The sequence below is a fragment of the Spiroplasma endosymbiont of Dromius quadrimaculatus genome, assembly GCF_964031155.1.
Taxonomy (GTDB): domain Bacteria; phylum Bacillota_I; class Bacilli_A; order Mycoplasmatales; family Nriv7; genus Nriv7.
In genome coordinates, this window is sequence record NZ_OZ035010.1 from 388,819 (window position 1) to 411,401 (window position 22,583).

At 23.9% G+C, this 22,583-nt stretch carries 26 protein-coding genes; all 26 read left to right on the top strand.

Translation table 4 applies throughout. The features are described 5' to 3' along the window. Positions 1-200 precede the first annotated feature (200 nt). The 26 genes from AAHM88_RS02255 (at position 201) to AAHM88_RS02375 (ending at position 22,562) form a co-directional block, all read left to right on the top strand. Positions 201-353 (top strand): hypothetical protein, encoded by a 153-nt coding sequence (locus AAHM88_RS02255; RefSeq protein ID WP_342263110.1) that lies wholly within the window; start codon positions 201-203, stop codon positions 351-353. A 259-nt stretch (positions 354-612) separates the two neighbouring features. Continuing rightward, positions 613-990 carry a hypothetical protein gene (locus AAHM88_RS02260; protein ID WP_342263111.1) on the top strand — a complete coding sequence of 126 codons (378 nt, stop codon included), beginning with the start codon at positions 613-615 and terminating at the stop codon, positions 988-990. Positions 991-1,116: 126 nt separating this feature from the next. Then, a complete protein-coding gene (locus AAHM88_RS02265) occupies positions 1,117-1,596 on the top strand; it encodes a hypothetical protein (RefSeq protein WP_342263112.1) in 480 nt (159 codons plus the stop codon). 21 nt (positions 1,597-1,617) lie between these two features. Then, on the top strand, positions 1,618-2,142 hold the full coding sequence (locus tag AAHM88_RS02270) for a hypothetical protein (protein WP_342262826.1): 525 nt from the start codon (positions 1,618-1,620) through the stop codon (positions 2,140-2,142). Positions 2,143-2,145: 3 nt separating this feature from the next. Next, positions 2,146-3,405 carry a DNA (cytosine-5-)-methyltransferase gene (locus AAHM88_RS02275; protein WP_342263113.1) on the top strand — a complete coding sequence of 420 codons (1,260 nt, stop codon included), beginning with the start codon at positions 2,146-2,148 and terminating at the stop codon, positions 3,403-3,405. Between the two features lie 2 nt (positions 3,406-3,407). Beyond that, the gene (locus AAHM88_RS02280; RefSeq protein ID WP_342263114.1) at positions 3,408-3,599 is read left to right on the top strand and encodes a hypothetical protein; all 192 of its coding nucleotides are present in this window, start codon (positions 3,408-3,410) and stop codon (positions 3,597-3,599) included. Between the two features lie 129 nt (positions 3,600-3,728). Next, entirely contained in the window at positions 3,729-4,019 is a 291-nt protein-coding gene (locus AAHM88_RS02285) for an Mbov_0395 family pilin-like conjugal transfer protein (protein ID WP_342263115.1), read from the top strand. 42 nt (positions 4,020-4,061) lie between these two features. After that, the gene (locus tag AAHM88_RS02290; RefSeq protein ID WP_342263116.1) at positions 4,062-5,024 is read left to right on the top strand and encodes an Mbov_0396 family ICE element transmembrane protein; all 963 of its coding nucleotides are present in this window, start codon (positions 4,062-4,064) and stop codon (positions 5,022-5,024) included. Position 5,025: 1 nt separating this feature from the next. Continuing rightward, positions 5,026-5,805: a hypothetical protein gene (locus AAHM88_RS02295; protein WP_342263117.1), complete on the top strand. Its 780-nt coding sequence runs from the start codon at positions 5,026-5,028 to the stop codon at positions 5,803-5,805. Positions 5,806-5,877: 72 nt separating this feature from the next. Further along, on the top strand, positions 5,878-6,015 hold the full coding sequence (locus AAHM88_RS02300; protein WP_342263118.1) for a hypothetical protein: 138 nt from the start codon (positions 5,878-5,880) through the stop codon (positions 6,013-6,015). A gap of 38 nt (positions 6,016-6,053) precedes the next feature. After that, entirely contained in the window at positions 6,054-6,743 is a 690-nt protein-coding gene (locus AAHM88_RS02305; RefSeq protein ID WP_342263119.1) for a hypothetical protein, read from the top strand. A gap of 246 nt (positions 6,744-6,989) precedes the next feature. Then, a complete protein-coding gene (locus tag AAHM88_RS02310) occupies positions 6,990-9,398 on the top strand; it encodes a hypothetical protein (RefSeq protein WP_342263120.1) in 2,409 nt (802 codons plus the stop codon). Positions 9,399-9,488: 90 nt separating this feature from the next. Next, on the top strand, positions 9,489-10,475 hold the full coding sequence (locus AAHM88_RS02315; RefSeq protein WP_342263121.1) for a hypothetical protein: 987 nt from the start codon (positions 9,489-9,491) through the stop codon (positions 10,473-10,475). Beyond that, positions 10,466-10,696, top strand: coding sequence for a hypothetical protein (locus tag AAHM88_RS02320; protein WP_342262500.1), 231 nt, complete (start codon positions 10,466-10,468; stop codon positions 10,694-10,696). Before AAHM88_RS02315 ends, AAHM88_RS02320 begins: the two co-directional genes overlap by 10 nt. A 441-nt stretch (positions 10,697-11,137) precedes the next feature. Next, positions 11,138-14,551, top strand: coding sequence for an Mbov_0399 family ICE element protein (locus tag AAHM88_RS02325; protein ID WP_342263122.1), 3,414 nt, complete (start codon positions 11,138-11,140; stop codon positions 14,549-14,551). Positions 14,552-14,711: 160 nt separating this feature from the next. After that, positions 14,712-16,532: a helicase HerA domain-containing protein gene (locus AAHM88_RS02330; protein WP_342263123.1), complete on the top strand. Its 1,821-nt coding sequence runs from the start codon at positions 14,712-14,714 to the stop codon at positions 16,530-16,532. 74 nt (positions 16,533-16,606) lie between these two features. Continuing rightward, on the top strand, positions 16,607-17,377 hold the full coding sequence (locus AAHM88_RS02335) for a hypothetical protein (RefSeq protein WP_342263124.1): 771 nt from the start codon (positions 16,607-16,609) through the stop codon (positions 17,375-17,377). A gap of 148 nt (positions 17,378-17,525) precedes the next feature. Continuing rightward, positions 17,526-17,726: a hypothetical protein gene (locus AAHM88_RS02340; protein WP_342263125.1), complete on the top strand. Its 201-nt coding sequence runs from the start codon at positions 17,526-17,528 to the stop codon at positions 17,724-17,726. 173 nt (positions 17,727-17,899) lie between these two features. Beyond that, complete coding sequence (locus tag AAHM88_RS02345; protein WP_342263126.1) at positions 17,900-18,055, top strand: hypothetical protein; 156 nt, start codon at positions 17,900-17,902, stop codon at positions 18,053-18,055. 60 nt (positions 18,056-18,115) lie between these two features. Continuing rightward, positions 18,116-18,265, top strand: coding sequence for a DNA methyltransferase (locus AAHM88_RS07455; protein WP_425289537.1), 150 nt, complete (start codon positions 18,116-18,118; stop codon positions 18,263-18,265). 3 nt (positions 18,266-18,268) lie between these two features. After that, positions 18,269-18,427, top strand: coding sequence for a hypothetical protein (locus AAHM88_RS02350; protein ID WP_342263127.1), 159 nt, complete (start codon positions 18,269-18,271; stop codon positions 18,425-18,427). A gap of 24 nt (positions 18,428-18,451) precedes the next feature. Next, complete coding sequence (locus AAHM88_RS02355) at positions 18,452-18,772, top strand: hypothetical protein (RefSeq protein ID WP_342263128.1); 321 nt, start codon at positions 18,452-18,454, stop codon at positions 18,770-18,772. 17 nt (positions 18,773-18,789) lie between these two features. Beyond that, complete coding sequence (locus tag AAHM88_RS02360; RefSeq protein WP_342263129.1) at positions 18,790-19,179, top strand: hypothetical protein; 390 nt, start codon at positions 18,790-18,792, stop codon at positions 19,177-19,179. 131 nt (positions 19,180-19,310) lie between these two features. Continuing rightward, positions 19,311-19,751 (top strand): hypothetical protein, encoded by a 441-nt coding sequence (locus AAHM88_RS02365; RefSeq protein ID WP_342263130.1) that lies wholly within the window; start codon positions 19,311-19,313, stop codon positions 19,749-19,751. After that, a complete protein-coding gene (locus tag AAHM88_RS02370) occupies positions 19,739-20,491 on the top strand; it encodes a plasmid recombination protein (RefSeq protein WP_342263131.1) in 753 nt (250 codons plus the stop codon). The genes AAHM88_RS02365 and AAHM88_RS02370 overlap by 13 nt, the downstream gene beginning before the upstream one ends. Before the next feature lie 4 nt (positions 20,492-20,495). Beyond that, positions 20,496-22,562 carry a VirD4-like conjugal transfer protein, CD1115 family gene (locus AAHM88_RS02375; protein ID WP_342263132.1) on the top strand — a complete coding sequence of 689 codons (2,067 nt, stop codon included), beginning with the start codon at positions 20,496-20,498 and terminating at the stop codon, positions 22,560-22,562. The last annotated feature ends 21 nt before the right edge of the window (positions 22,563-22,583 follow it).

Sequence of the window (22,583 nt, forward strand, 5' to 3'; positions counted from 1 at the left end):
TAACAAACATAATCTCAATAAAAGGTTATAGAAACTAAGTAAAATGCTTATAAAAACAATATTAAAATAATTTTTTACAACAAAAAGCATACATAAGAAATGTATACTTAATTTTAATATTGAAATAATTTATAGTAAATGATTATTTTTTCTTTTTTTTAAAATACCTAAGAAAACTAAACGCTACCGGGAAAATATATATGGTTGAAAATAGTATCAAAAATACAATTAGCGATTTAATTAACGAAATTAAAACAACAACAGAAAACAATTTAAGCAATTTAGAACAAATTATGGAAGCTTTACTTGTTAAAGTTAACAATATTGAAAATATCTTAAATCAAATACGATAAAAGATAAATTAAACCAACTATTTATTAAAATTAGTTGGTTTTTTATTTATCAGAAATAAAAAATAATGGAGATAAAAATAAAGGTAGGTAATTATCATAAAAAAAAGATTATTCAAAACCAAAAGCAAGATTTAATGGAAAAATAATTATTGATTGTATTAGATGCGAACAAGAGTTCACTATTTCAAATTCAGAATGATTAACGCTTAATAAATTCTATAAATGCCAAAAATATAAAAAATAAAGTGAGGTGTTAAATATGATAAAAAAAATTTATTTAAACCAAAATTTAATTTCACAAGAAATAAATAATAAAACGCACATTTTAATAAACAAACAAAAAGATTGCGTTGTTTTAAATAAAAATTGTTTAGGCTTATCAAGTTATAAAAATTATTTTAGTTTAGAAATTGATGAAAATAAAAACTATGTAGTCAATAGTAGTATCAATAATAAAAATGGTAATATTGTGGGAAAAAATTTACTTTTAACTTTTGAAAAATTAAAACAAGAAAACAAAAAACAGTTTAATTCGCAAAACAAAAATGATGCTAATAATAATTTACTAAATAAATATAATAATCATTACGATAACAAAACAACACAACGAAAATTAACAGCAACAGAACTAAAATAATTACTAGAAGATTTAGAAAATATTAATAATCCCAATTATTGAGATAATGGTTTTTATTTAGGATACAACAAATATAAAAAAATACTTAGTTTTTTGTCAATATTTTCGTTATCGTGCGGAAGTACAATGCCATTAATTGGTTGTGGCAATATTACAAATAACAAACCGCACTTACCACCATCAAAACCAAAAAAACCAATAATCAAAGATTTTTTTTACTATGAAAAATTAAAACAAGAAATTACAGCAGAAATAAAAGAATATGATGAAGCAATTAAAGAAATTGAAAATAGTAAAAATGATTATGAAAACGAAGAAGACTATCAAACAGAACTAAAACAAACACAAGCAGAAAAATTTATCAAAATATCTGAACTAAATAATTGTGAATATCAAATTTTACTATGTCAAAAAGAAAATGAGTTTACAGACGAACAAAAACAACAAGCAATTAAGTTATTAGAAAAACAAATAAACAACTTAAATAGTGCTTTAAATTTACTAAGTGAAATTAAAAATAGTGATTTTGATCAGAAAGATTTAGAAAAAATTAAAACAAAGATTAAAAATACAAAAATTATTTTAGATGAAATTAAAAACAATTAAGAAAGGAATTGGTAGTTAATTATGTTAAATTCTAATTTATTAAATAAAATTAATGTTAATGATGAATGATATACACAGGAATATGCGATTAAACCAATTTTAGAATTTTTAAAACCTAATAGCACTATTTTATGCCCTTTTGATAATATTGATAGTGAATTTGTCCGTGTTTTAAAAAGAAATGGACATAAAGTTTGAAATAGTCATATTGATGATGGAATTGATTTCTTTAATTACATTAGAAGTGATGTGGGTAGATATGATTATATTATTTCTAACCCTCCATTTAGTAAAAGAAAACAAGTAATAGAACATTTATTTATTTTAGGAAAACCATTTGCAATGTTAATGCCATTAGTAAGTATTGCATTAAAACCAATTAGAGAAAAAATAGATCAGTGTGAATTATTAGTTTTTAATAAAAGAATAAAGTTTATTGCTTATAATGGTATAGTTTGTAAAAATCCTCCAAGTGAAACAGCATATATATGTCACAATATTTTACCCAAACAAATTATTTATAGAGAATTAAAAGAGTGTTATTAAAATATGCTTAAAATAATTGAATTATTTGCTGGGATTGGAAGTCAAAGAAAAGCATTAGAAAAGATTGGAATTAACCATAAAGTAGTTGCATTTTGTGATAACGATAAATACGCTGAAAAATCATATCGAGCAATATTTAATGATTATGACACACCAAATTTAGGTGATATTACTAAACTAGAAACTTTACCGTATGCTGATTTAATAACTTGATCATTTCCATGCCAAGACATATCAAATGCCAATAATAATGGGCAAGGATTAAATGGCAAGCGAAGTGGTTTAGCGTACAAAGTTGTTGATTTAATAAGCACAATGCCAACAAAACCAAAATATCTTTTAATGGAAAATGTACCAAATTTATTAAGTAAAAAGTTTTTTGTCGGATTTCAAAATCTCCAAAATCAACTTAGTGAATTAGGATATTATAACCAATATTTTACAATGAATGCCAAGGATTATGGAATTCCCCAAAATCGGAAAAGATTGTTTATGATTTCAACATTAAAGCAAGATTTTAAATTTCAATATCCCCAACCTTGTAATTTAAAATTTTTGATAAAGGATATTTTAGAAAATAATATAAATGAAAAATATTTTATTAGACAAGAATCAATGAAAAAAGCAATTGAAAACAATAAACTTAAAATCATTCAACAATGTGCTTATACAATTACAACAAAACAAATGCGATGAGGAAATGCTGGAATTATTGCAATTCCAAATGATATAAAATTTAATGCTCGCGGCAAAACGGAAATAGACTTTAATTCTTATAAACAAGAAAGTAGAGTATATGATGCTAGTAATGAAAATATATATCTAGATACATTAACTATAAATTCAAAATCAGCAAAAATAGCAATTCCAATTAAAAATTATAGAAATTTTATTGTTTTGCCACGAGCAAAAGACGGTTTACTAGTTAACGGTTCATATAATCGGTTTTGAAAAACAGAAAATAACCATATGGGAACAATCGTAGCAAGTAATGTCAATAAAATCATCGTTAATAACCATAAATTACAACAACAAGATAGTATTAAAATACTATCTTTTTTAATTGATGAAAAAGAATATTTTTTGCGAGTATTAACTCCAAGAGAATGTTGATTATTAATGGGATTTAGAAATAAAGATTTTGATAAAGCACGAAAAGTTGTTTCAGAAACCCAACTTTATAAACAAGCTGGCAATAGTATTGTTGTTGATGTGTTAGAAAGAATTTTTACAGCAATGTTTCAAATAGAAAGGAAAAATTAAAGATGCAAAATAAGAGAAAAGTTTGATGAAAATGACTTTTATATCCTTTAACAATTATTATTGGAATTTTGTTGCTATTAATTTCCCCTATCTTATTTTTAATTGCCCTTGGAATTGATTGTGATTTTATGCTTGGTGATTTATTATTGCATTTATTTTGTTTGCCTTTCGAAATGAAAGATAGCAATGGCTAAGAAAAACAATATTAAAAATTACTTTAATAATCAACAACAATATTATCAAAAAAAGAAAAATATTTATTATCAAAAAAGAAACAAATTTAACAAAAGCAAATTTTTAAAATAACAAAGGAGGAAGAAAATATGAAAGCAAATAACACAGTCGATTTAAGTGGAATAATTGATGTTGCCATAATGTGAACTAATATTGTTTTAGGAGTTATTCTAACATTGGAGGTTATATTTGCAGGTTGAAAATTAATTATTATTTTAATCTCAATTATGCGAAATGCTGATAATCCAGAGGCAAGAGCAAATGATCTAGGCGCTTTGAAATGACCAATTATAGTAATTATTGGAACGTTGGTAGTAATTGCCGTAATTAATGTTTTTCTGCAAGCTTATAAAGAATATAATCCCGCGATCGGTGGATAGTTTTATAGTTTATATAAAAACTAAAAAAGGAGGTGAATATATATGATAATGAATGCATTATATAGGTTAATATGATCGATTTTTGTACAAGGGCCATTACAATTAATTGGATCATTTAACAACGTATTAAATTATTTAACAGGAGGTGTAGTTGGCGATTTAATGTTTGGATCAAAGCAAGAATTTAGTTTTCAAAATATCCCAATGGCATTCTGATATTTTGTTATTACGGCTCTGTGCTTATTTTCCTTAATATTTACAATTACCATGATTAAAATTTTGTTTCAAGATGCCACCGAAACAAAAACAAAATTTATTGTTGCCTTGCAAAATGGCAGTAAGGCGTTTGTTTTTATCTTTTTAATCCCAATCTTTTTCTTTTTGGCAAATTTTGCAATCGCTAACATTGCGAAAATGATTACATCGGGATTTGGCGGCGAAAACGGAAATATTGCAAATTACCTATACAATATTGGAAACAAATATTGAGACGGAAGTGGCGATAATATACCAAGCAATTATGCGTATCCTGATAATATTGGTGATTTTAATATGATTGCCGAAGTTTTTGGGGTATGATTTATGTTATTTGCAATGTTTATGATTGGAATTGCTTTGGTGCAAAAAATAATTGAATTGTTTTTCTTATTTATTATTTCACCATGAGTAATGGTTGTTATGACCATTGATAATGGTAAAGGAGCATTTATTTGAAAAGATATGGTAATTGCAAAATTTCTAGCGTCAACCGCCACTTTAACAGGATACTTTATATTTATGACAACAATTCAAACGATTTTAAGTACTAATTTAGCAGGTTTAGGCATTGAAGGATATGGTAAATCATTGTTTATTATTCTGTTTATGTGCGGTGGCGGATTGGCAGTGATGGCATTTTCGGATGTTGTTGCCAACTTAATTGGTGAAGCAGCTGGTGTTCGCGAAGGAATGAATTCGATGAAATCGACTGTTGCCGGCGGAATGATTGGCACTTGGTGCTGCTAAAATGGCAGGAAAAGCATTCGGATTTGTCAAAAGCAAAAGAGCGAAAAGAGCGATGGCAATGGATGGTTATGGAATGGGTGAAAAAACCATGAATGCGATGGGTTCTAGCGGTGATGATGATTGGGGTGATGGTGTGAAAACATCAAGCAGTAAATCTCGCCAAGAAAAACCCCTTGACTTTCGCCATTTCTGAAACGCCACCGAGGGAATGAGTTCGCGTGCTGGCATTACTGGTTTAGCAGGCTTTGGACTTGGGGTTGCAACCCTTGCAACAAGTAAACTAGTGGGAGCAGCTCGCGGAGGTGGAGCAAAAGGATTCTGAAAACAATTTGGAACCGGCATTGCAACCCCATTCAAAGCAATTGGTAAAAAATTTAATCCACAATTGGCTAGCAAAGGAACGGAAACTAATATATCAAAGACAATAGATTCTAGTAGATTAAGAGAAGAATCTTTAAATAAAAAACTAGAGAAAGTAAGAGGTAATTTAATTGTTAAACCAATTACAAATCCACAAACTAAAAAAGAAATAAGATTAAACAAGCAAATTACTAAATTAATTAATAAAACTCCGAAATTACAAAAAAGAGAAACTAAGGTTAAAGATATAATTAAAAAATTTAATGATAAACAAAATTATCTTAAAGACAAACAAGACATAAAAACTAATATTAAAGATTTAAATAAAACAAAAAATATGGCAAATAGAGTTAATATTCATAATTTCAAAAATAATTTAAAAAATGCGAAAAAAGACTTTAAATCAAAAACAAAAAAATAAATAATCATAAGATAAAACCACCTGACAAATTTTATAAATAAGGTATAATTTAATAAAAAGGAGTGATAAATTATGGGATTATGACGATTATTAGGTGGCGAAGTCAACTGAGAACGCGTTGCCAAAATGCAAAACCGAGGTATTGCAACCGAAATTTATACTACAATTTTAAATGCACTTGGGGGGGAACATCAATCAATATTCCACTAAGCATTGATAGATTAAATGATGATAAACAAAATAATGTCATGTGAGTATTAGAAAAATTTGGCCGTGATATTCCTACAACTGCTAAATATCCATGATTAAAAAATTCACATATTGGTGCTGAAAATTTGTTACCTAAAAATGCTAAGCAAAAAGATTGAGATCAAGCGTGAGAATGATACGACGAATATAAAAAAGGAGCAATTCTTTTTCTCGAATATCGGATTCAAATTCGCGAAAAAGAATTGGAAGAAATGGAAGAAGATTTAGCGGAGTATAAATCACGAGTAGAAAATTGGGATACCTGAAAAAATAGCGAAAATAAAACAAAAGAAAATAAGCCAAATATAAAACCCAATCGTGATACTTATAAATTAATTAACTATCGGGAACGAAATATTCCTAAGCAAAAAGAAGAAATTAATAAATTAAAAGCAGAATTGGAACCATTAAAAAAGCAAGAAGAACAAAAAAATCGATTGTTAGATTTGCAAGAACAAGCCACACATTATGGGGTTCCAACACGAGAAATTAAAGAAACAATTAAAGATAAAATATTTGATAAATCAAGTGTTGATGTAATTGTCCAAAAAATTACTAAATTAATTGAGACGGAAAAACATAATAATATAAACAATAATGATTTGACCCTTGAAAATGAAAATTTACTCTTGAAAAAAGAAATTTTAGAAATGGAACTAAAATTAAAAGACGCAAATAAAGAAAGATAAAATATGCAACATCTATCATATTTTATCTTTTATGATAGTATTAACTTACTAAACAGATAATGTTTAGGTTGTTATGAATTAAATTAAAAAGAAAATATCAACCTAGTAAAAAAGCATAATATTTCTACAATTAAGTAGATCAAACAATTCTAACAATTTTATATATTTGTGGAAATAAAGGCGAATAAAAAATAAGTTATTTTTTACAATTTAATAAAATAACAAAAAGAAAGGAAATTATACAAAATGAAAAAATTACTTAGTTTATTAAGTACAATAACAATATCAAGTGGTGGAATGACCGGAATCGTTGCCAATAGTCCTTATCCAACACAAGAAAAAGAAATAAAATTAATAAATAGTGAAGTTAATTATTCACAAATAAATAATTTAGAAATAAATACAACAAAAACAATTTCTTTAAATAATTATTTAAAATTTATTAACAAAGATTTTAAAGAAATTGAAGAAATTAATAAATCAATACAAAATATTGCAACTGATAATCAAAATAATATTTATTTTAATACTATAAAAGATTCTCCTGGTTATGGCGGGAAGTATTTTGATTCTCTTTATATTTTTAAATATAAAGAAAAGAAAATAATATCAATTAATTTTTCAAATTTAATTCCTAATTCAAACGAAAAATTAATATCATTAGATATAAATAAAAAGGATGATGTTTATATTTCTTTTGAAAGTGGCAAAATTTATTTATTAAAATCAGGTGAATTAACAGCAACAAAGATTGAAAATATTCCCAATAATTTCATTCATTATTATATAGATAAAAATAATAATAATATTTATTTTCAAACAAAAAACAAGGATTTGTATATTTTAAAATCAGGTGAATTAACAGCAACCAAAATAAATGGAATAAATACTGATGATACAATTTGAACAATTTACATAAAAGAAAATATAATTTATTTTGGTGGTTTAAACGGGGCTTATTTTTTAAAAAACGGTGAAACAACGGCTACAAAAATAAATGGAGTAAAAAACAATATTTTAGCACTAGCTGTTGATAGTCAAAATAACATTTATTTTTCTAGGTGACGTGATGGGCTGTATTTATTAAAATCAAATGAAACAAAACTAATAAAATTTAATAAAGAACATTTTGTTCCCAGTTCAATTTTAATTGATAAAAATGATAATATTTTTTTAGGTGAGGTTGATGTTAGTTTTCGTACTGAAAATGGAAATTTTATAGGTATAATAGATAAAAAAATGAATGAATATTTAGATTTTATTATTGATAGTAAAAATAATATTTATTTTGGAACAAAAAATTATGATATATACACTATCAAAAACAATAATAATGTTATACAAAAAATAAAAAATTATTTTACTATTGATATTCATAATATTGGTTCATCCGCTTTATCATGCTTTACTGTTAGTAATCATAAACAAATTTGTGAAGAAGGTTTTTCTAAACGAAGAGGATTAGGCACTTATATTTTAAAAAATGGCGAAACAACAGCCATAAAAAATGAAGAAATTAATAATATAATAGTTAATTTAATAAGTATCGATAAAAATAATAATATATTTTTTGCAACTGACAATGGCATATATTTTAAAAGCTCATTAGATGAAATTAATAACAATTTTAATTTAGGAGAAATTTATAATAATGAAGATAAAATAATAATATCTAACTTATTTTTAGAAGATCCTCTTTTTTTAAAAAATAAGAAAATAAAAATTATTAGTAAATCTTCTATATATTCAAAAATATTAATAGAAAATGGATATAGTTGATTAATAATTAATGTTAATTATAAAATTACTAATGTAATTAATATTAATTCTTTTGAAAAATTATTAAATAAATTAATTAATGCAGAACCTTATAATATAAAACGAGAATTATTTCCATTTACATTACATTCAGGAACAACAAATGTTTCAGTCTCTAAAATAAAAAGTTTTGTTATTAACATTAATAATTTAAATTTTGGAAATGTTGAAGTTACAAGAGATTCAAAATTATTACATAGTGTTAATTTTAAAGAGGCATGTTTTAAAAAAAGAGAACGAATTAATACTTCTTCAGTTATAAAAACAGTTAAAATACCTAAATGTGAATATAATCCAAAATCAAAATTAGGATTTCAAATTATAACAGGCTTAATTAAAACAAAACAAGAAAATAAATTAAATGATTGAAACATAGATTCTAATGATGAAATGAAATTAACAGATTTTACAAATATAAATAATAAAAATTCTGAAATCATTAATGTATTATCAAATGAATTTGATTTATCAAACACAAATAAACAAGAACAAGAAATGATTTTAGTTTTTAATGAACCTGAAGATGAAATAGAACTTGCTCCTAATGAAAAAGCATTAATTAAATATTCAGTAAGAGAAATTAAATATGAAACTACATTAAATTTAAAACAAAAAATTAGCGGAACAATTACGGCTAAAATAATTGATGATAATAATGAAGAACAAACAATTACATTATCAATTAAAGAAGCAATGCAAATATTACAAAAATATAGCTTATTGCCAAGCGAAATTACTATCAATGAAGATAATAGTATAACTTTTAATGGAAAAGCAAAAATTTCTTTTACACAAGAAGCAGAACCAAAATTAGTTCTGAATACTTCAATAGTTTAATTGTTTGTGAAAAATAAGCAAACTATTCAAACCAGTAATTTTAATTGCTGGTTTTTATTTTGTCAAAAGAGAAAGGAAATACAAAAATGGATGAAAAAATTACTTAGTTTGTTGACGATATTTTCGTTATCGTGTACAAACACAATGACATTGTTTAGTTGTGGTAATATTGTAAATAACAAACCACCTCTGCATTCGCTCAATACAGAAAATGAGTTAAAAGTTAATTTAAAAACCAATATTGATTTAGAAAAAAGATATTTGCCCCACCCTGTTTTAATCCAACAGCGAGGTTATAAAGGAATTTTCTTTAATCAATATAAGACAGATACTATCAAACATCTAACAAATGCTTTTTTAAGCAAAGCAGATAATAATTTATCAATGAAATTTAAAACAAAATTTAGTACTTATAAACAACTACAAGGTTATTGAAAATTAGAACAACAAAATTACTGACAAAATTTACTTAATAATATTTGTCAACAATACCAAGATAATTTAAAACAACTTATTTTATTGTTTTATAATTTTGTTGCAAATATTTGAAATAAAACAAATATCAATGAAATTTTAAGGAAAATAGAAATTAAAAATGTGATTGATGGTGATAATAATGTCTTGGGACAAACAAATAATCACCAAACTATTTTGCTAAACAAAAAGATTTTATCTTGTACATTTGAAAAAACAATAAATAATGAATGACACAAAGGACAATTTACAACCAATAACTTTTTTCATATTTTAATCCACGAATTAGGACATATCTTTTATTTTTATGATTGAGAAATATTTAAAATCAATCATATTTTTTATTTAAAGCAATTTTTAGCACAAAAAATTAATAACTTAAATAAATTTGCAGAACTAGACAAAGAAAAAGTGTTAAAGATACTTGCCAACAGTAATTATGGATTAAGTGATGATGATGAGTTATTGGCAGAGGGATTTGCATATTGGTTATTAACGAAACAAAACATGCAAACAAAAACATGAGAATTTTGAAACGAATACTTGACAAGTTATTTACCACAAATAAGAGATAAAAAAGAAAGGAAGTGTAAATGATGTTAAACAATATAATGGGAATGGTGGGAACCATTGCTGTAATTGGTTTGCTTGGTTGTTTATGAAAGTTTCTAGGTATTAAAGTGCAAAAAATGAAAAAACAAATTGAGTTAACGAAATACAAAAAAACTTGCCAAATAATATTTTATGTTAGTATAGGTTGTTTGGTGTTGTTTGTGTTAGTGATTGGGTTATGATTTGGTTTAATATATCCAACTTTGAAATAAAATGGAAAAAGTATTCAAATTTTTAATATTTATTATTCCAGATTTTATAAATTCAAAAAACGAATTTGCACAATATCTACTACGCGGTCCTTCATTTGCGTGGTTTTTATATTTCAATAAAAATTATTTTTAAATTTTAAAGAAAGAAGTAAATTTAATGAACTGAAAAATTGAACTTATAGCAATATTTGTACTATTTACTATAACTATTTTATGACAAATAATAACTAGATTTATTGTGTTTCAAAAAGAAATCGAGGGTAAAAAATTATTTATTTTATTAATCTTACCACTACTATTTTTAATTTTTGGTATTTTAATTATGAATATTATATTGTGTTTTGTTTCTTAATCAATACTAATAAACAGTAAGGAGGAATATAAAAATGATTTTTAAATTTTAGAGAAAGGAGGTTATATGCTATTAAAAAAACTATATTGGTGTCATTGTTATTAACAGCTACAATCAGTATAAGTGAACCACTTATTTTTAAATCAACCATCAATGATAAATTTTTGATATCAAAGCAAGAACAAATTATCAGTAAAAATGCAAAGCAAAGTTTTAACCCAACAGCCCCAAGTTTTACAAAAAATATTAATTGAAATGATGATATTTATGTTGAAACTGATGGAACTTGAAGTGGTGCTTATACAGAAAAAGTAGAATCACCATATTATTATATTAATATTTTAGATTATGCCAGCAATTGAAATGATTTTAAAAATAAGTATTCCCAGATTCAAATAGATTATGAAGGATATGTTGATCATAGTATGGCAGATATGGTTGATTATAATGCTTATCACTATATAAATTTAAGTCAAATAAGTGCCAATGAAAAAACATCACGAATATTTAATTCTTATGCGGGTTATACACAAAACGAGGGGAAAGGATGAGTGGAGGTAAGATACCAATTAGAAAATAATCAAATTAAAATTGATTTTCTAGTTTATGCTTATGCCGGTAATGGATGAAATTCAATGAATACATGAGCTAAAACTTGATTAAAAGTTAATAGTTTGTTTTTTAATACTAGTTTTAGTTTTAGTGAGATGAAAGATAATTTAACAAAGGAACTAAATAAAGAACTTAATTATTATTCTAATATTGATAATAACCCACAAAGCGCTAATAATTGAAACCAAATTAAAACAGAAATGGATAGAAAAATCAGAAAAGCACTAAATGATAATAATGATACACAGGGATGAATTGAATTTTTAAACCCAAATTATCAATTAGAAAAAAGGAACAATAATTATTATCTTAAAACAAGTTTTAATATTGAAAATTACCAAAATGGCAGTTCTAAAATATGAGAATTTAAAACACCTTTAAATTTTAATAGCGATTATAATATTGTTAATGCCAAAAATAGAATCGAAAACGAGTTAAAGCAAACAATCATTTATCAAAGTGATACATCAAACAATATTTTAGATAAAACTAATTGAAATGCAATTAAAACTATCTTAGATAATAAAATATTTAATGTTTTAAGCAAAAAAGGAAGCATAATTGAATGAAAAAAACTTATTAAACCAAATTACGCCTTAATAACAGAAAATAATAATTATTATCTTAAAACAAGTTTTAATATTTTTAATCATTTAACAGAACAATGAGAAAATTGAGTTTTTAAAACAAAACTCAATTTTTCATTAAGTGCGAAATATTGAAAAAGTAAAATTCAGGAACGGATTTTAATAACACCGGGAAAAATTAGTGATGAAAAGGGCATTGAAATGATTAATGATGTCGAAGAAGTTATCAATAATGGTGAGGGAAAGGAAAATAAATATAATAAAGGAATAATAAAATATCATACAACAACATTTTTTCAATATATTGAACCAAAAGAAAACAACAATGATCCTGATTATGATATCGTTAAAATAAATGGGGTTAATTTAAACGCTGTTAATGGTTTATATACATATACTTTTGATGATAAAGAAAAAGTTAATAAATATGAAATTGAAATTATCCACAGGCCAAACCCCAAAATTGATGGAGATATTGGAGGTAATTTTAAGTTAACCATTTTAATTGAAACAATTACCCCATCATTACAATTAAAATTAATGGGATGAGGGCCAAAGAATATTGACTATGAAAAACTAACAAATGAATTTATCAAAGACCCTAGCAATGAAAATAAATCAATCAAAAATCCTAATTATGATAAAGAAATTAATAAAGAAACAGGGACAAAAAAGCAATTAATCTGAATTCGACATCAATCTAACAGCCCCTTTCCATTAGATCCAATTGACAAAGATGGAAATTTAATAAAAACTAGTAATATTAATGATTATGATATCGGTTATTTAGCAGAAGCAAGTGCCGTCGGAGCTGGTTTTGAAAATTTTTACAATAATGACAACATTGAAAAAGTTATTCGTTATTTATCGAATGAAAAATTAAATACTAAATTCGAAAATGGTTATCAATTAGAAAAAAACAAAACTAGTGATGTTAATACCAGTGCTGGTTGATTTCATTTTATCATTCAGCAAAAACGCTTTAATGATTTAAATGGGAATACTCAAACGCCATTTTATCAACACAAATTTATCTATGTTGATAAAAATAAAACTTCAAATTATCAGTATTTTTTAAATTCAGTTGATAATAAAAATGCGAGTGATTTTTGAAATACAACACAAGGAAGACATCTAAAAAATTACATGATTAACTATAAAAAGTGAAACACAGACAATGATTTAGCAAAATTAAATTATGAAGCAGTGTTATCATATTGACGAGACTATGTTTCTGATATTCGTAATCACTTAGCAGTCAATGAAAGTATCAATAATTTTAAGTCGCTAAATGATTTAAATATTAGTGCTTTAAAAATGAATGCCAAAGATATTAAAACTATTAGAGATAAAATTAATAAATATGTTTGACAAGAAATAAATAAAATCAGTTTATTAGCAATAATAAACAAAGATTATATTATTCAAATATATAAAAATCAGCAATGACAAAAATTAACTGATGATGATTTAAATGAACTAATAACTAATCAACAAGAACAAACAAAAGCAACAATGATAAGAATTAAAACACTAAATACATCAATGATACTAATTGGAGAAACAAACCAATTTAAAGTTATTAACAACTTAAATTATGATGAAAGTAAAGTCATTGATTTAAGTAAAATTAAGTATAAAAATCAAGAATATAATTTTAAAGATAAAACAAAAGATAATATTTTTAATAATTATATTATGGAATATATTAAACAAGGTTTTAAGATTAATAAATTAGATGAAATATTAGTACAAGATGTTGATTATCGAATATCATTGCAAGGATTAAATGGTAAAAAAATTAACATTAATGATAATGAATTACAAGAATTTATGGAAAAAATCAAAGAAAATAAAGGTGCTGAGCTAAAAATTACTATTTATGCTTTGGATAATAGTTTAAAAGTTATTGGGAGTGGTTCATATAAATTAACAAACAACCCAACATCAGAAAATGCCCCCAATAAACCAAATGAAATTACCCCAACAGAGGGAATTATACCTAACATTTCCAATAAACCAATGGATCTCAATAATCCCGATGGAAATAATGGTAATGGAGAGAATAATAATCCAAATAAACCAGAAAAATCAAACAAACCAATAGACCCCAATCCTAATGAAAATAATGAAACAGGATGAAAAAAGTTTTTACGAAAACCAGTTAATTTATTTTTTATGACTTTGATTAGTTGTGGGATAGTTGGTGGATTTATAACTTGAATTATCATTAAAAATCAATTAAATAAAAAAATTGGGGGAAAAAAAGAAAAAACAAAAAGGAAACAAAAAAACAATAAATAATATCTATTTATTCCCCTTTTATTTAATATCCTTATTACGCATTTTAAGGGGCAAATTAACAATTAAAATTATTTTATTATTAAAAATATTTATTATAAAAATAGTTTTTAAACCGGCATTTTAAATGTCGTTTTTAATTTAAAAGAAAGAGATGCAAAATATGAAAAATGTAATACCAAAAAAACTAAAAGATGCCAAATATCGTTTTTGACGCAATATAACAATAACAGATGTTTTAATAATTGCCGTTTGAGTTGGATTAACAATTATGTTTATATTTGGTTTTCAATGAAAACTATGAATAAAATTATTATCATCATCAATAATGATTTTAATTAGCTTACCACTAATTATTACAAATAAAAAAATTAATTTAAAAGGATGACAATGCTTATATTATAAAATAAATTACCTATTTAGTTGTAAGAAATATAGTAAAAACAAAACAAGTTTACTGGTACCATATAATAAAGTTATTGGTAATAACCATATTACAACTCACGGAATTTTAAAAGGTACTTTAAAAAAGACGCTAATTGGAGCAATTCAAATAAAAGGATTTGACATTACTTTATTAAGCGGTGAAGAGCAAAGATTAAGATTACGAGATTTGCAAGATGTTTTTAAATTTGCTAATTTTCCAATAACTTTTTTAAAGTTGGAATTACCATTAAATTTTGATGATAACATTAAATATTTACAAAAACAAATTAAAAAAACGCAAATCCGTTATAAAAACAAAGAAATTAGTTTTAATCAATTTATAAAAATTACAAAACAAATTAAAAATAATATTACTTTTTTTAAAAAAGAATTAATTAAAATAAACGATGAAATTAAAACTGAGAAATGTTTTTTTCTTTTTGTGTACGGAAATAGTGAACAAGATTTAAATGGAAAAATATTATTTTTAGAAGATAAATTATATAAAGGAAAAATTAATTGTAATATTTTATCTAATTACGAAATAACAAAAATCTTAAAATTAATGTGAAATCCATATGAAAAACCATTAAATAAAACAGATTTTAATAAAAATAAAGATAATTTAGGAAAATTATTGCAATTTAACTACCTAAATATTAAAAAAAATTATTTTATAGCAAATGATTTATATTATTCAATTAATACAATTCAGGACTATCCTTTATTTATTAATGATTTATGAGGAGCTTGTTTATTTTCAAATGAGCAAACTATTATTTGAAATATAAATCCTTTAAATTATGATGAAACAAAAAAAGCAATCAACAGTGCCATTCAAACAACCCAAACACGACAAGTAATGACAAAATCATATGTTAATACAAATGAAAATAACTATGAATTAGAAACATACTACCATCTAATTGATGAGGTTAATGGTGGCGGTGAATTATTAAAAAATGTTAATATTTTATTTTTAAATTATGGAACAAATAAAAAAACATTATCACAGGCACAAGCACGATTAACAAAAGCATTAAAAGAAATGGATATTAAACTTAATCCATTGTGATATCAACAATTTAGTGGTTTAAAAGGTTTTATACCCTATAACAATAAGGTTATAATAAAAAAATATGGTCGAGAAATGCCAACAAGTACCCTAGCAGCATCATTTCCATTTATTGATAGTGGTTTACATGATAAAAAAGGTATGTGATTAGGGATAAACAATATGGGGAATGTCGTATTGTGAGATCAATTTAAAATTACAAGCAAAAGAACAAACCACAATATGTTTATTCTCGGTACAACAGGAATGGGAAAAACATATTTTTTAAAAAAAATAATAAATCATCATATCATGATGGGGCGTAAAGTTATTGTTATTGATCCTGAACGAGAATACAAACCATTATGTGTTTATTATGATGGAAATTGAATTGACGCAGGAGATGCTTCGATAGGAAAAATAAACCCCTTACAAATTTTAGATAATAACTTTATTGATGAATTAGAAAATACCAATTCATCGCCCCTATCACAAATCATTTAAGATTTTTAGAACAGTGATTTAAAACGCTTTATCCTGATTTTAACGGGCGAGAAATTAATTTATTAACAAAATATTTGAAATTATTATATCACCAATTTAACATTACAAATAATAGTGAAATTAACAAAATTAATAACAATGATTTTCCAATTATGAGTGATTTTTATGACTTATTAGAAAAAGAATATATTAATAATAAAAATCAACTTTTAAAAGAATTTATGGATTTAATAGCAACCGATTTTTTAAATGATGGAAAATATCAAGCACTTTGAAATGGACATACAACGATAAAATTTAAAAATAATTTTGTTGTTTATGATGTTTATAATTTGTTTGAGTTAGATGACAAAAAAACAAACGCAGCACAATTAATTTTAATGCTAAATATTATCAAAAAAGAGGTAAAAGAAAATCGTTTCAAAGATGATAATGAAATAGTGATAATTATTGATGAAGCTCATTTAGCAATCGATAAAGATAATCCAGTTGCTTTAAATTTTATGTACCAAATGACAAAAAGAATTCGAAAATATAATGGTGCTTTGGTTGTGGCAACACAAAACATCGCTGATTTTGTAGAAAATGAAACCGTTTTAAAGAAAACAACAGCAATTATTAATAATAGTCAATATTCGTTTATTATGGGGTTAAAACCCAACGACTTAGAAAAAGTAATTAATTTATATAAAAGTTATGGGGGGTTAACATCAACAGAAAAAGACTATATTGCTCGTAGTGTAAAAGGACAAGGGCTATTTTTTGTTTCAGGATTTGAAAGATATCGGATTGAAATCCAAGCAAACAAAAAAGAAAAAGCCGGATTTGGAAAAAAAGATAATTAAAATAATGCAAAAATAACTAAAAATGATTAAATTTAGTTATTTTTTTACATAATTTTAATAAAAAATAAAGAAAATGTTTATTTTTGTCTATTTTTTAAAAATAGCAAAGAAAACATTTTTTTATTTTAGAAAGGAGGAGGTGGTGTTAATGATATTTAAGACAAATTTAGGAAAATTAATAAATGGTGATGTTTTATCTTTTGTCAAAAAATTAGAAAATGATAGCGTTGATTTAATATTAACTGATCCACCTTATTTATATAATTTGCCAAAAAGAAAAAACGAGCAAAGAAGTGAAAATGGGATATCAAAAAGGATAAATAAATATATTAACGCTATCTATGGATAATAATCTACATAATTCATTTGATATAAATACTTATTTAGATGAGTTTTATCGAATTTCAAAAAATAAATTTATGTTAATTTGAATGAATAGATGACAAATTAAAGATTATTTAGATTGAGTTTATAAAAATAATATGAATTTTGATTTTTATTTATGAGAAAAAAACAAATCCAATGCCAACTAATAGTTTTATTTTGCAAGATAAAGAATATTGTATGATTATTTATTCTAAAAAGCATCCAATTCCAAATTATCAAAATAATTATGAAAATAAAAAAATAATATTCAAAGATTCAGTCGGCTCAGCTTATAAAATAACAGAACACTAAACAAAAAAACCATTAAATATATTTACTGACTTAATTATAAAATATAGCAAAGAAAACGATTTAATTTTAAATTGTTTTTTAGGCGGTGGTACAACCGCATATGCTTGTGAACAATTAAACCGAAAATGACTAGGTTGTGAAATAAATAATAATTATTTTGCAATGATACAAAAACGATTAAAGAAAATACAAATTAAATTTAGTTTTTAAAAAATGAATAACTTTCAATTAATTAAAAAAATAAATTATGTGGCAATTTTAATTGCCATGATGGTTGTATTATCGCAAACTATGCGAATCCAAATTATTTCAAGAACAACAATTTTATTATTTTTAATCCCTATTTTTCTAAGCAGACTTATTTTAAATTAATATTGGTGTTTATTAGTCGGATTTATGGGATATTTTCTATCTGATTTAACATTATGATGTTTTACTGTGGGATCATTATGTTGAAATATCGGCATAGTTTTATTGGCAATTTTAATTAAACTAATTAATTGAATCAAAATAAATCATATTATTAAAATTATTCTAATTTTATTAGCAAACATAATTATTTATCTTCCGATTGATTTTGTTATTTTTTGATTAAATTTAGGTGTTTTAAATATAGAACAAATAATTATCGGAGTATTAATTATAAATACAATATTCTTGCCAATATTTTACTTATTAACATTAAAAATTATAAAAAGAGTAAAAATAATTTTATAGAGAAAGGAAATATCAAAATGAAAGAAACAGAAAAATATATAAGTTATCAAATTATGACAAGTAATTTAATTTTAACAAAACCTTATTATGATAATAAAGGTATTAAATGAATTGAGTTAAGGATAAAAGATTTATTGTATCATTATGCAAGTATTAATATAAATAATAAATATTGTAAATTACAATATAATAAGGAATATTGTTTTATTATAATTTTTAAAAATCAAAACTTTTATATCAAAAATAAAGATGGAAAAATTGAGGGTGATGTTAATTGAGAAAAACTGCACCCTTTTTTGTTGGTGATGGATAAACAATGTTTAATTAAAAAATCTGAGAAAAAACAAATACACCAAGAAAATTTAAAATATTTTAATGGTAATAAATTTCCGAAAAAAGAAAATTAATTAGACAAAATAAAAATGAAATTTTTGATATTTTTTGGCAAAGCCAAAATGTATGATGAGCAAGCATTTTGGCTTTCTAAATTTAACAAATTTTAAATGGTAAAAATTTCCAAAATAAGGAGGAATAAAACATGGAAAAAGAATATAAATTTAGGTCATCACCGCCGATTGCAACATTTAAAAAATATAGTAGTAAAAGTGTTAATAAACTAATAAGGCATAATTTTAGAATTGGAATACCGGAAAATGTTAACCCTGAATTCACAAAATATAATTTTTATTATGTTGGTGATAAAAAAGAAAAAATTATAAATGATAAAGGTTTTGAGTTAGCAAATAATAAAAGATTTGAATTATTAAAAAATATAGAAGAAGATTGAAATAAACAACAACAAAAATATAGTGAAGCACAAAAATCAACTTTTAAAGATTTTTGTAATAAACATAATACTTACATAGAAATTGTTTTGCCAGCAACAAGACAAGAATGATTTGAAAAAATGGGAATATGTGAATTTACAGATATTCAAGTATGAGATAAAAAACAGATACGCGTAAAATGGGACAATTAATTCCTGAGAGTATAAATTATTATAAATTAAATGAATGAGTTAATATTGAAATAAATTTTATGAAACAATGAATGAAAAATAATCTTAAAACAGATATGGGGTATTTGTATTCAACAGTTCACATGGACGAGACAACACCCCATATTCATTTTGGTTTTATTCCTGTTAGTAAAGTTTTTTCAAAAAAGCTTAATGAAGAAAGATACATAATTAGTAATAATAGGATTTTTGGTGGTAAAAAACAACTACAAAAATTTAATAATTATCATGCTAATTATTTAACAAAAGCAGGTTATGAAATAGAGCCTGGTGAAATTGGTGGTAAAGGTAGTTATAATGCGATGAATTTTCGAGAAGTTAAAGAGTTTGAACGAAATAATTTGGAAAATGAAATCAATAATATATTTAATGAATACAAGTTTACCAAAGACAATATTAAAGAATTTAACAAAATTAAAAGTATTAGTGATGATTATGATAGTTTAATTTATGAAATTAAACAATATTTAAGATATGAAAATAATTTTACAGATTATGAAATAAACCAGTTAACTAAATATTTAGATTTAGCAGAAAAAATGAAATACTACAAAATTATAAATACTGTTGCTAATCCAAAAACAGCAGATTTTAAAAATATGAGTTTAATTGAACAAGAATTTAATGAAATGGTTTTTAAAATCAATCCGATTATGCAAAAAGGTTATGATTTGGTGAGCAGCCTAGAAAGAGAGTTATAAAAATATGTGAAATAAAATAAAAAAGAAAAAAATAAGTTTATTGATTGGTTTATGTTTTGTTCCAATCATTTTTATTTTTTGTTTAACATTATTTGGAATAGGTTATTCAATTTTTAATAATTGAAAACAAATGACAATATTTATCAACGAAATTAAGCAATTTAAAATATTATCCTGATGAAATTATATAATTAAAAGTAAATACGGATTATTAATAACAGTTGGATTAAGTTTAGCGTTTTATTACTGATTTTTTTATTTTGTTTTATTTAGTAAAGTGAAGAATAAAGAAACTGCAATTAAAACAACCGATAAAATAGATTTTGGTGATAGTAAATGATTAAGTATAAAAGAAATTGATGATATTAGTGAAAAAGTTAATATCAAAGATAATTATAAAAATACAGGCTTTGTTTTTAATTGTAATAAAAACAAAAAAGATTTATTGTTTAATTTAAAAAACAATATTCATAGTGTTGTTGTTGGCTCAACAGCAAGCGGAAAAACACAAGGAATAGTATTACCAACAATTTATTTAAACGGAAAATCAACCGCTAAACCAACTATGATTATCACTGGCCCTAAGGGGGAATTATATAATTTAACCAGTGAGTTTTTAGCAGAAAATGGTTATAAAATAAAAGTTATTGATTTTCGTAATTTAGAGAAAGGAAATACTTGAAATCCATTAAAACTAATTTACGATGACTTTATTAAAATGATGATAACAGATAATGAAAAAGAAAAAATAAAGTGAAAAATAAAATATCAAGATAAAATTAGATCACTTAGTCGTATGTTAATTAACAAAAATATAAATATTGAAGATGAATTTTGAAATGAATCAACAAGCATGATTGTTCAAGGAATTATTTTGGCGATATTAGAGGATTATGAAGATAAAATAAACAAAAATAATTTAACAACAGAAATCGAAGAAATTTTAAACCAAGAATTATTTTTTAACAAATTTAATATGGCATCAGTGGCAGCAATCGCTAGTTTTAAAAAAGATTTAGTTGAATGACTAAATAATCGAAAAAATACCAGCATTGCCAAAATCACCGCGAGCCAGGCTTTAGTTGATAGTAAAGAAAATCGGACACTAGATAGTATTTTAATTACTGTTGCAAAAAGTTTAGAAATATTTAACAATGATTTTATTCGTAATTTAACATCCCAAAATGATATTAATTACAATGATTTTATCGAATATCCAACAGTTTTATACATTATATTTAGCGATGAAAATGATAATTATTATAAATTAATAGCAATATTAATTAGTCAAATTTATCAATTTTTAACAAATCACGCAAGTAAAACAATCGAACAAAAATTAGAAAAACCAGTATATTTTATTTTAGATGAATTTGCTAATTTAACAAAAATAAATAATTTTGAAAGATGAGTTAGCATTTCACGCAGTAGAAACATCTTTTTTCAATTAATATTACAAGATATCAACCAATTAAAATTAAATTATGGTGATACAATAGCAAAAATTATTTTAAATAATTGTGGAATGCATATTTTCTTACACACCAACGATTTAGAAACAATTAAATATTATAGCGAATTATTTGGTACAAAAACAATCGAACAAATTAGTATCAATGAAAATAAAAGTAATATTAGTGTTTCAAAAAATTTAAAAAGCCATCCGCTAATGTTAACTAGTGAGTTAGCAAATTTAAAACAAGGACAAGGGATTGTTAAAATATCACGCTATAACCCAATGAAAATAACTTTAAAACTATGGAAAGATTTAAAGTTATCAGAAAAAACAAAACCATTTCAATTAAAAGAAATTGAATATATCAATTTTAATAAAGAATATTTTTATGATATTAAAAATAATAAAAAAGAAATGAAAGAAAATGAAACTAATGAATTTGCCAATTTAACAACAGAAGAAATTACAACAAATATTAATAATTTAAAAATCCAATTAACAGAATATGAAAAAACAAACTATAAATCTATTCAAAATAAAACAATGATAAATTTACTTTTACAAAAAATTAAAAACCTTGAAACAGAGTTAATCAAAAGACAAGAAAACCAATAATTATTCTGAAAAGGAATAATT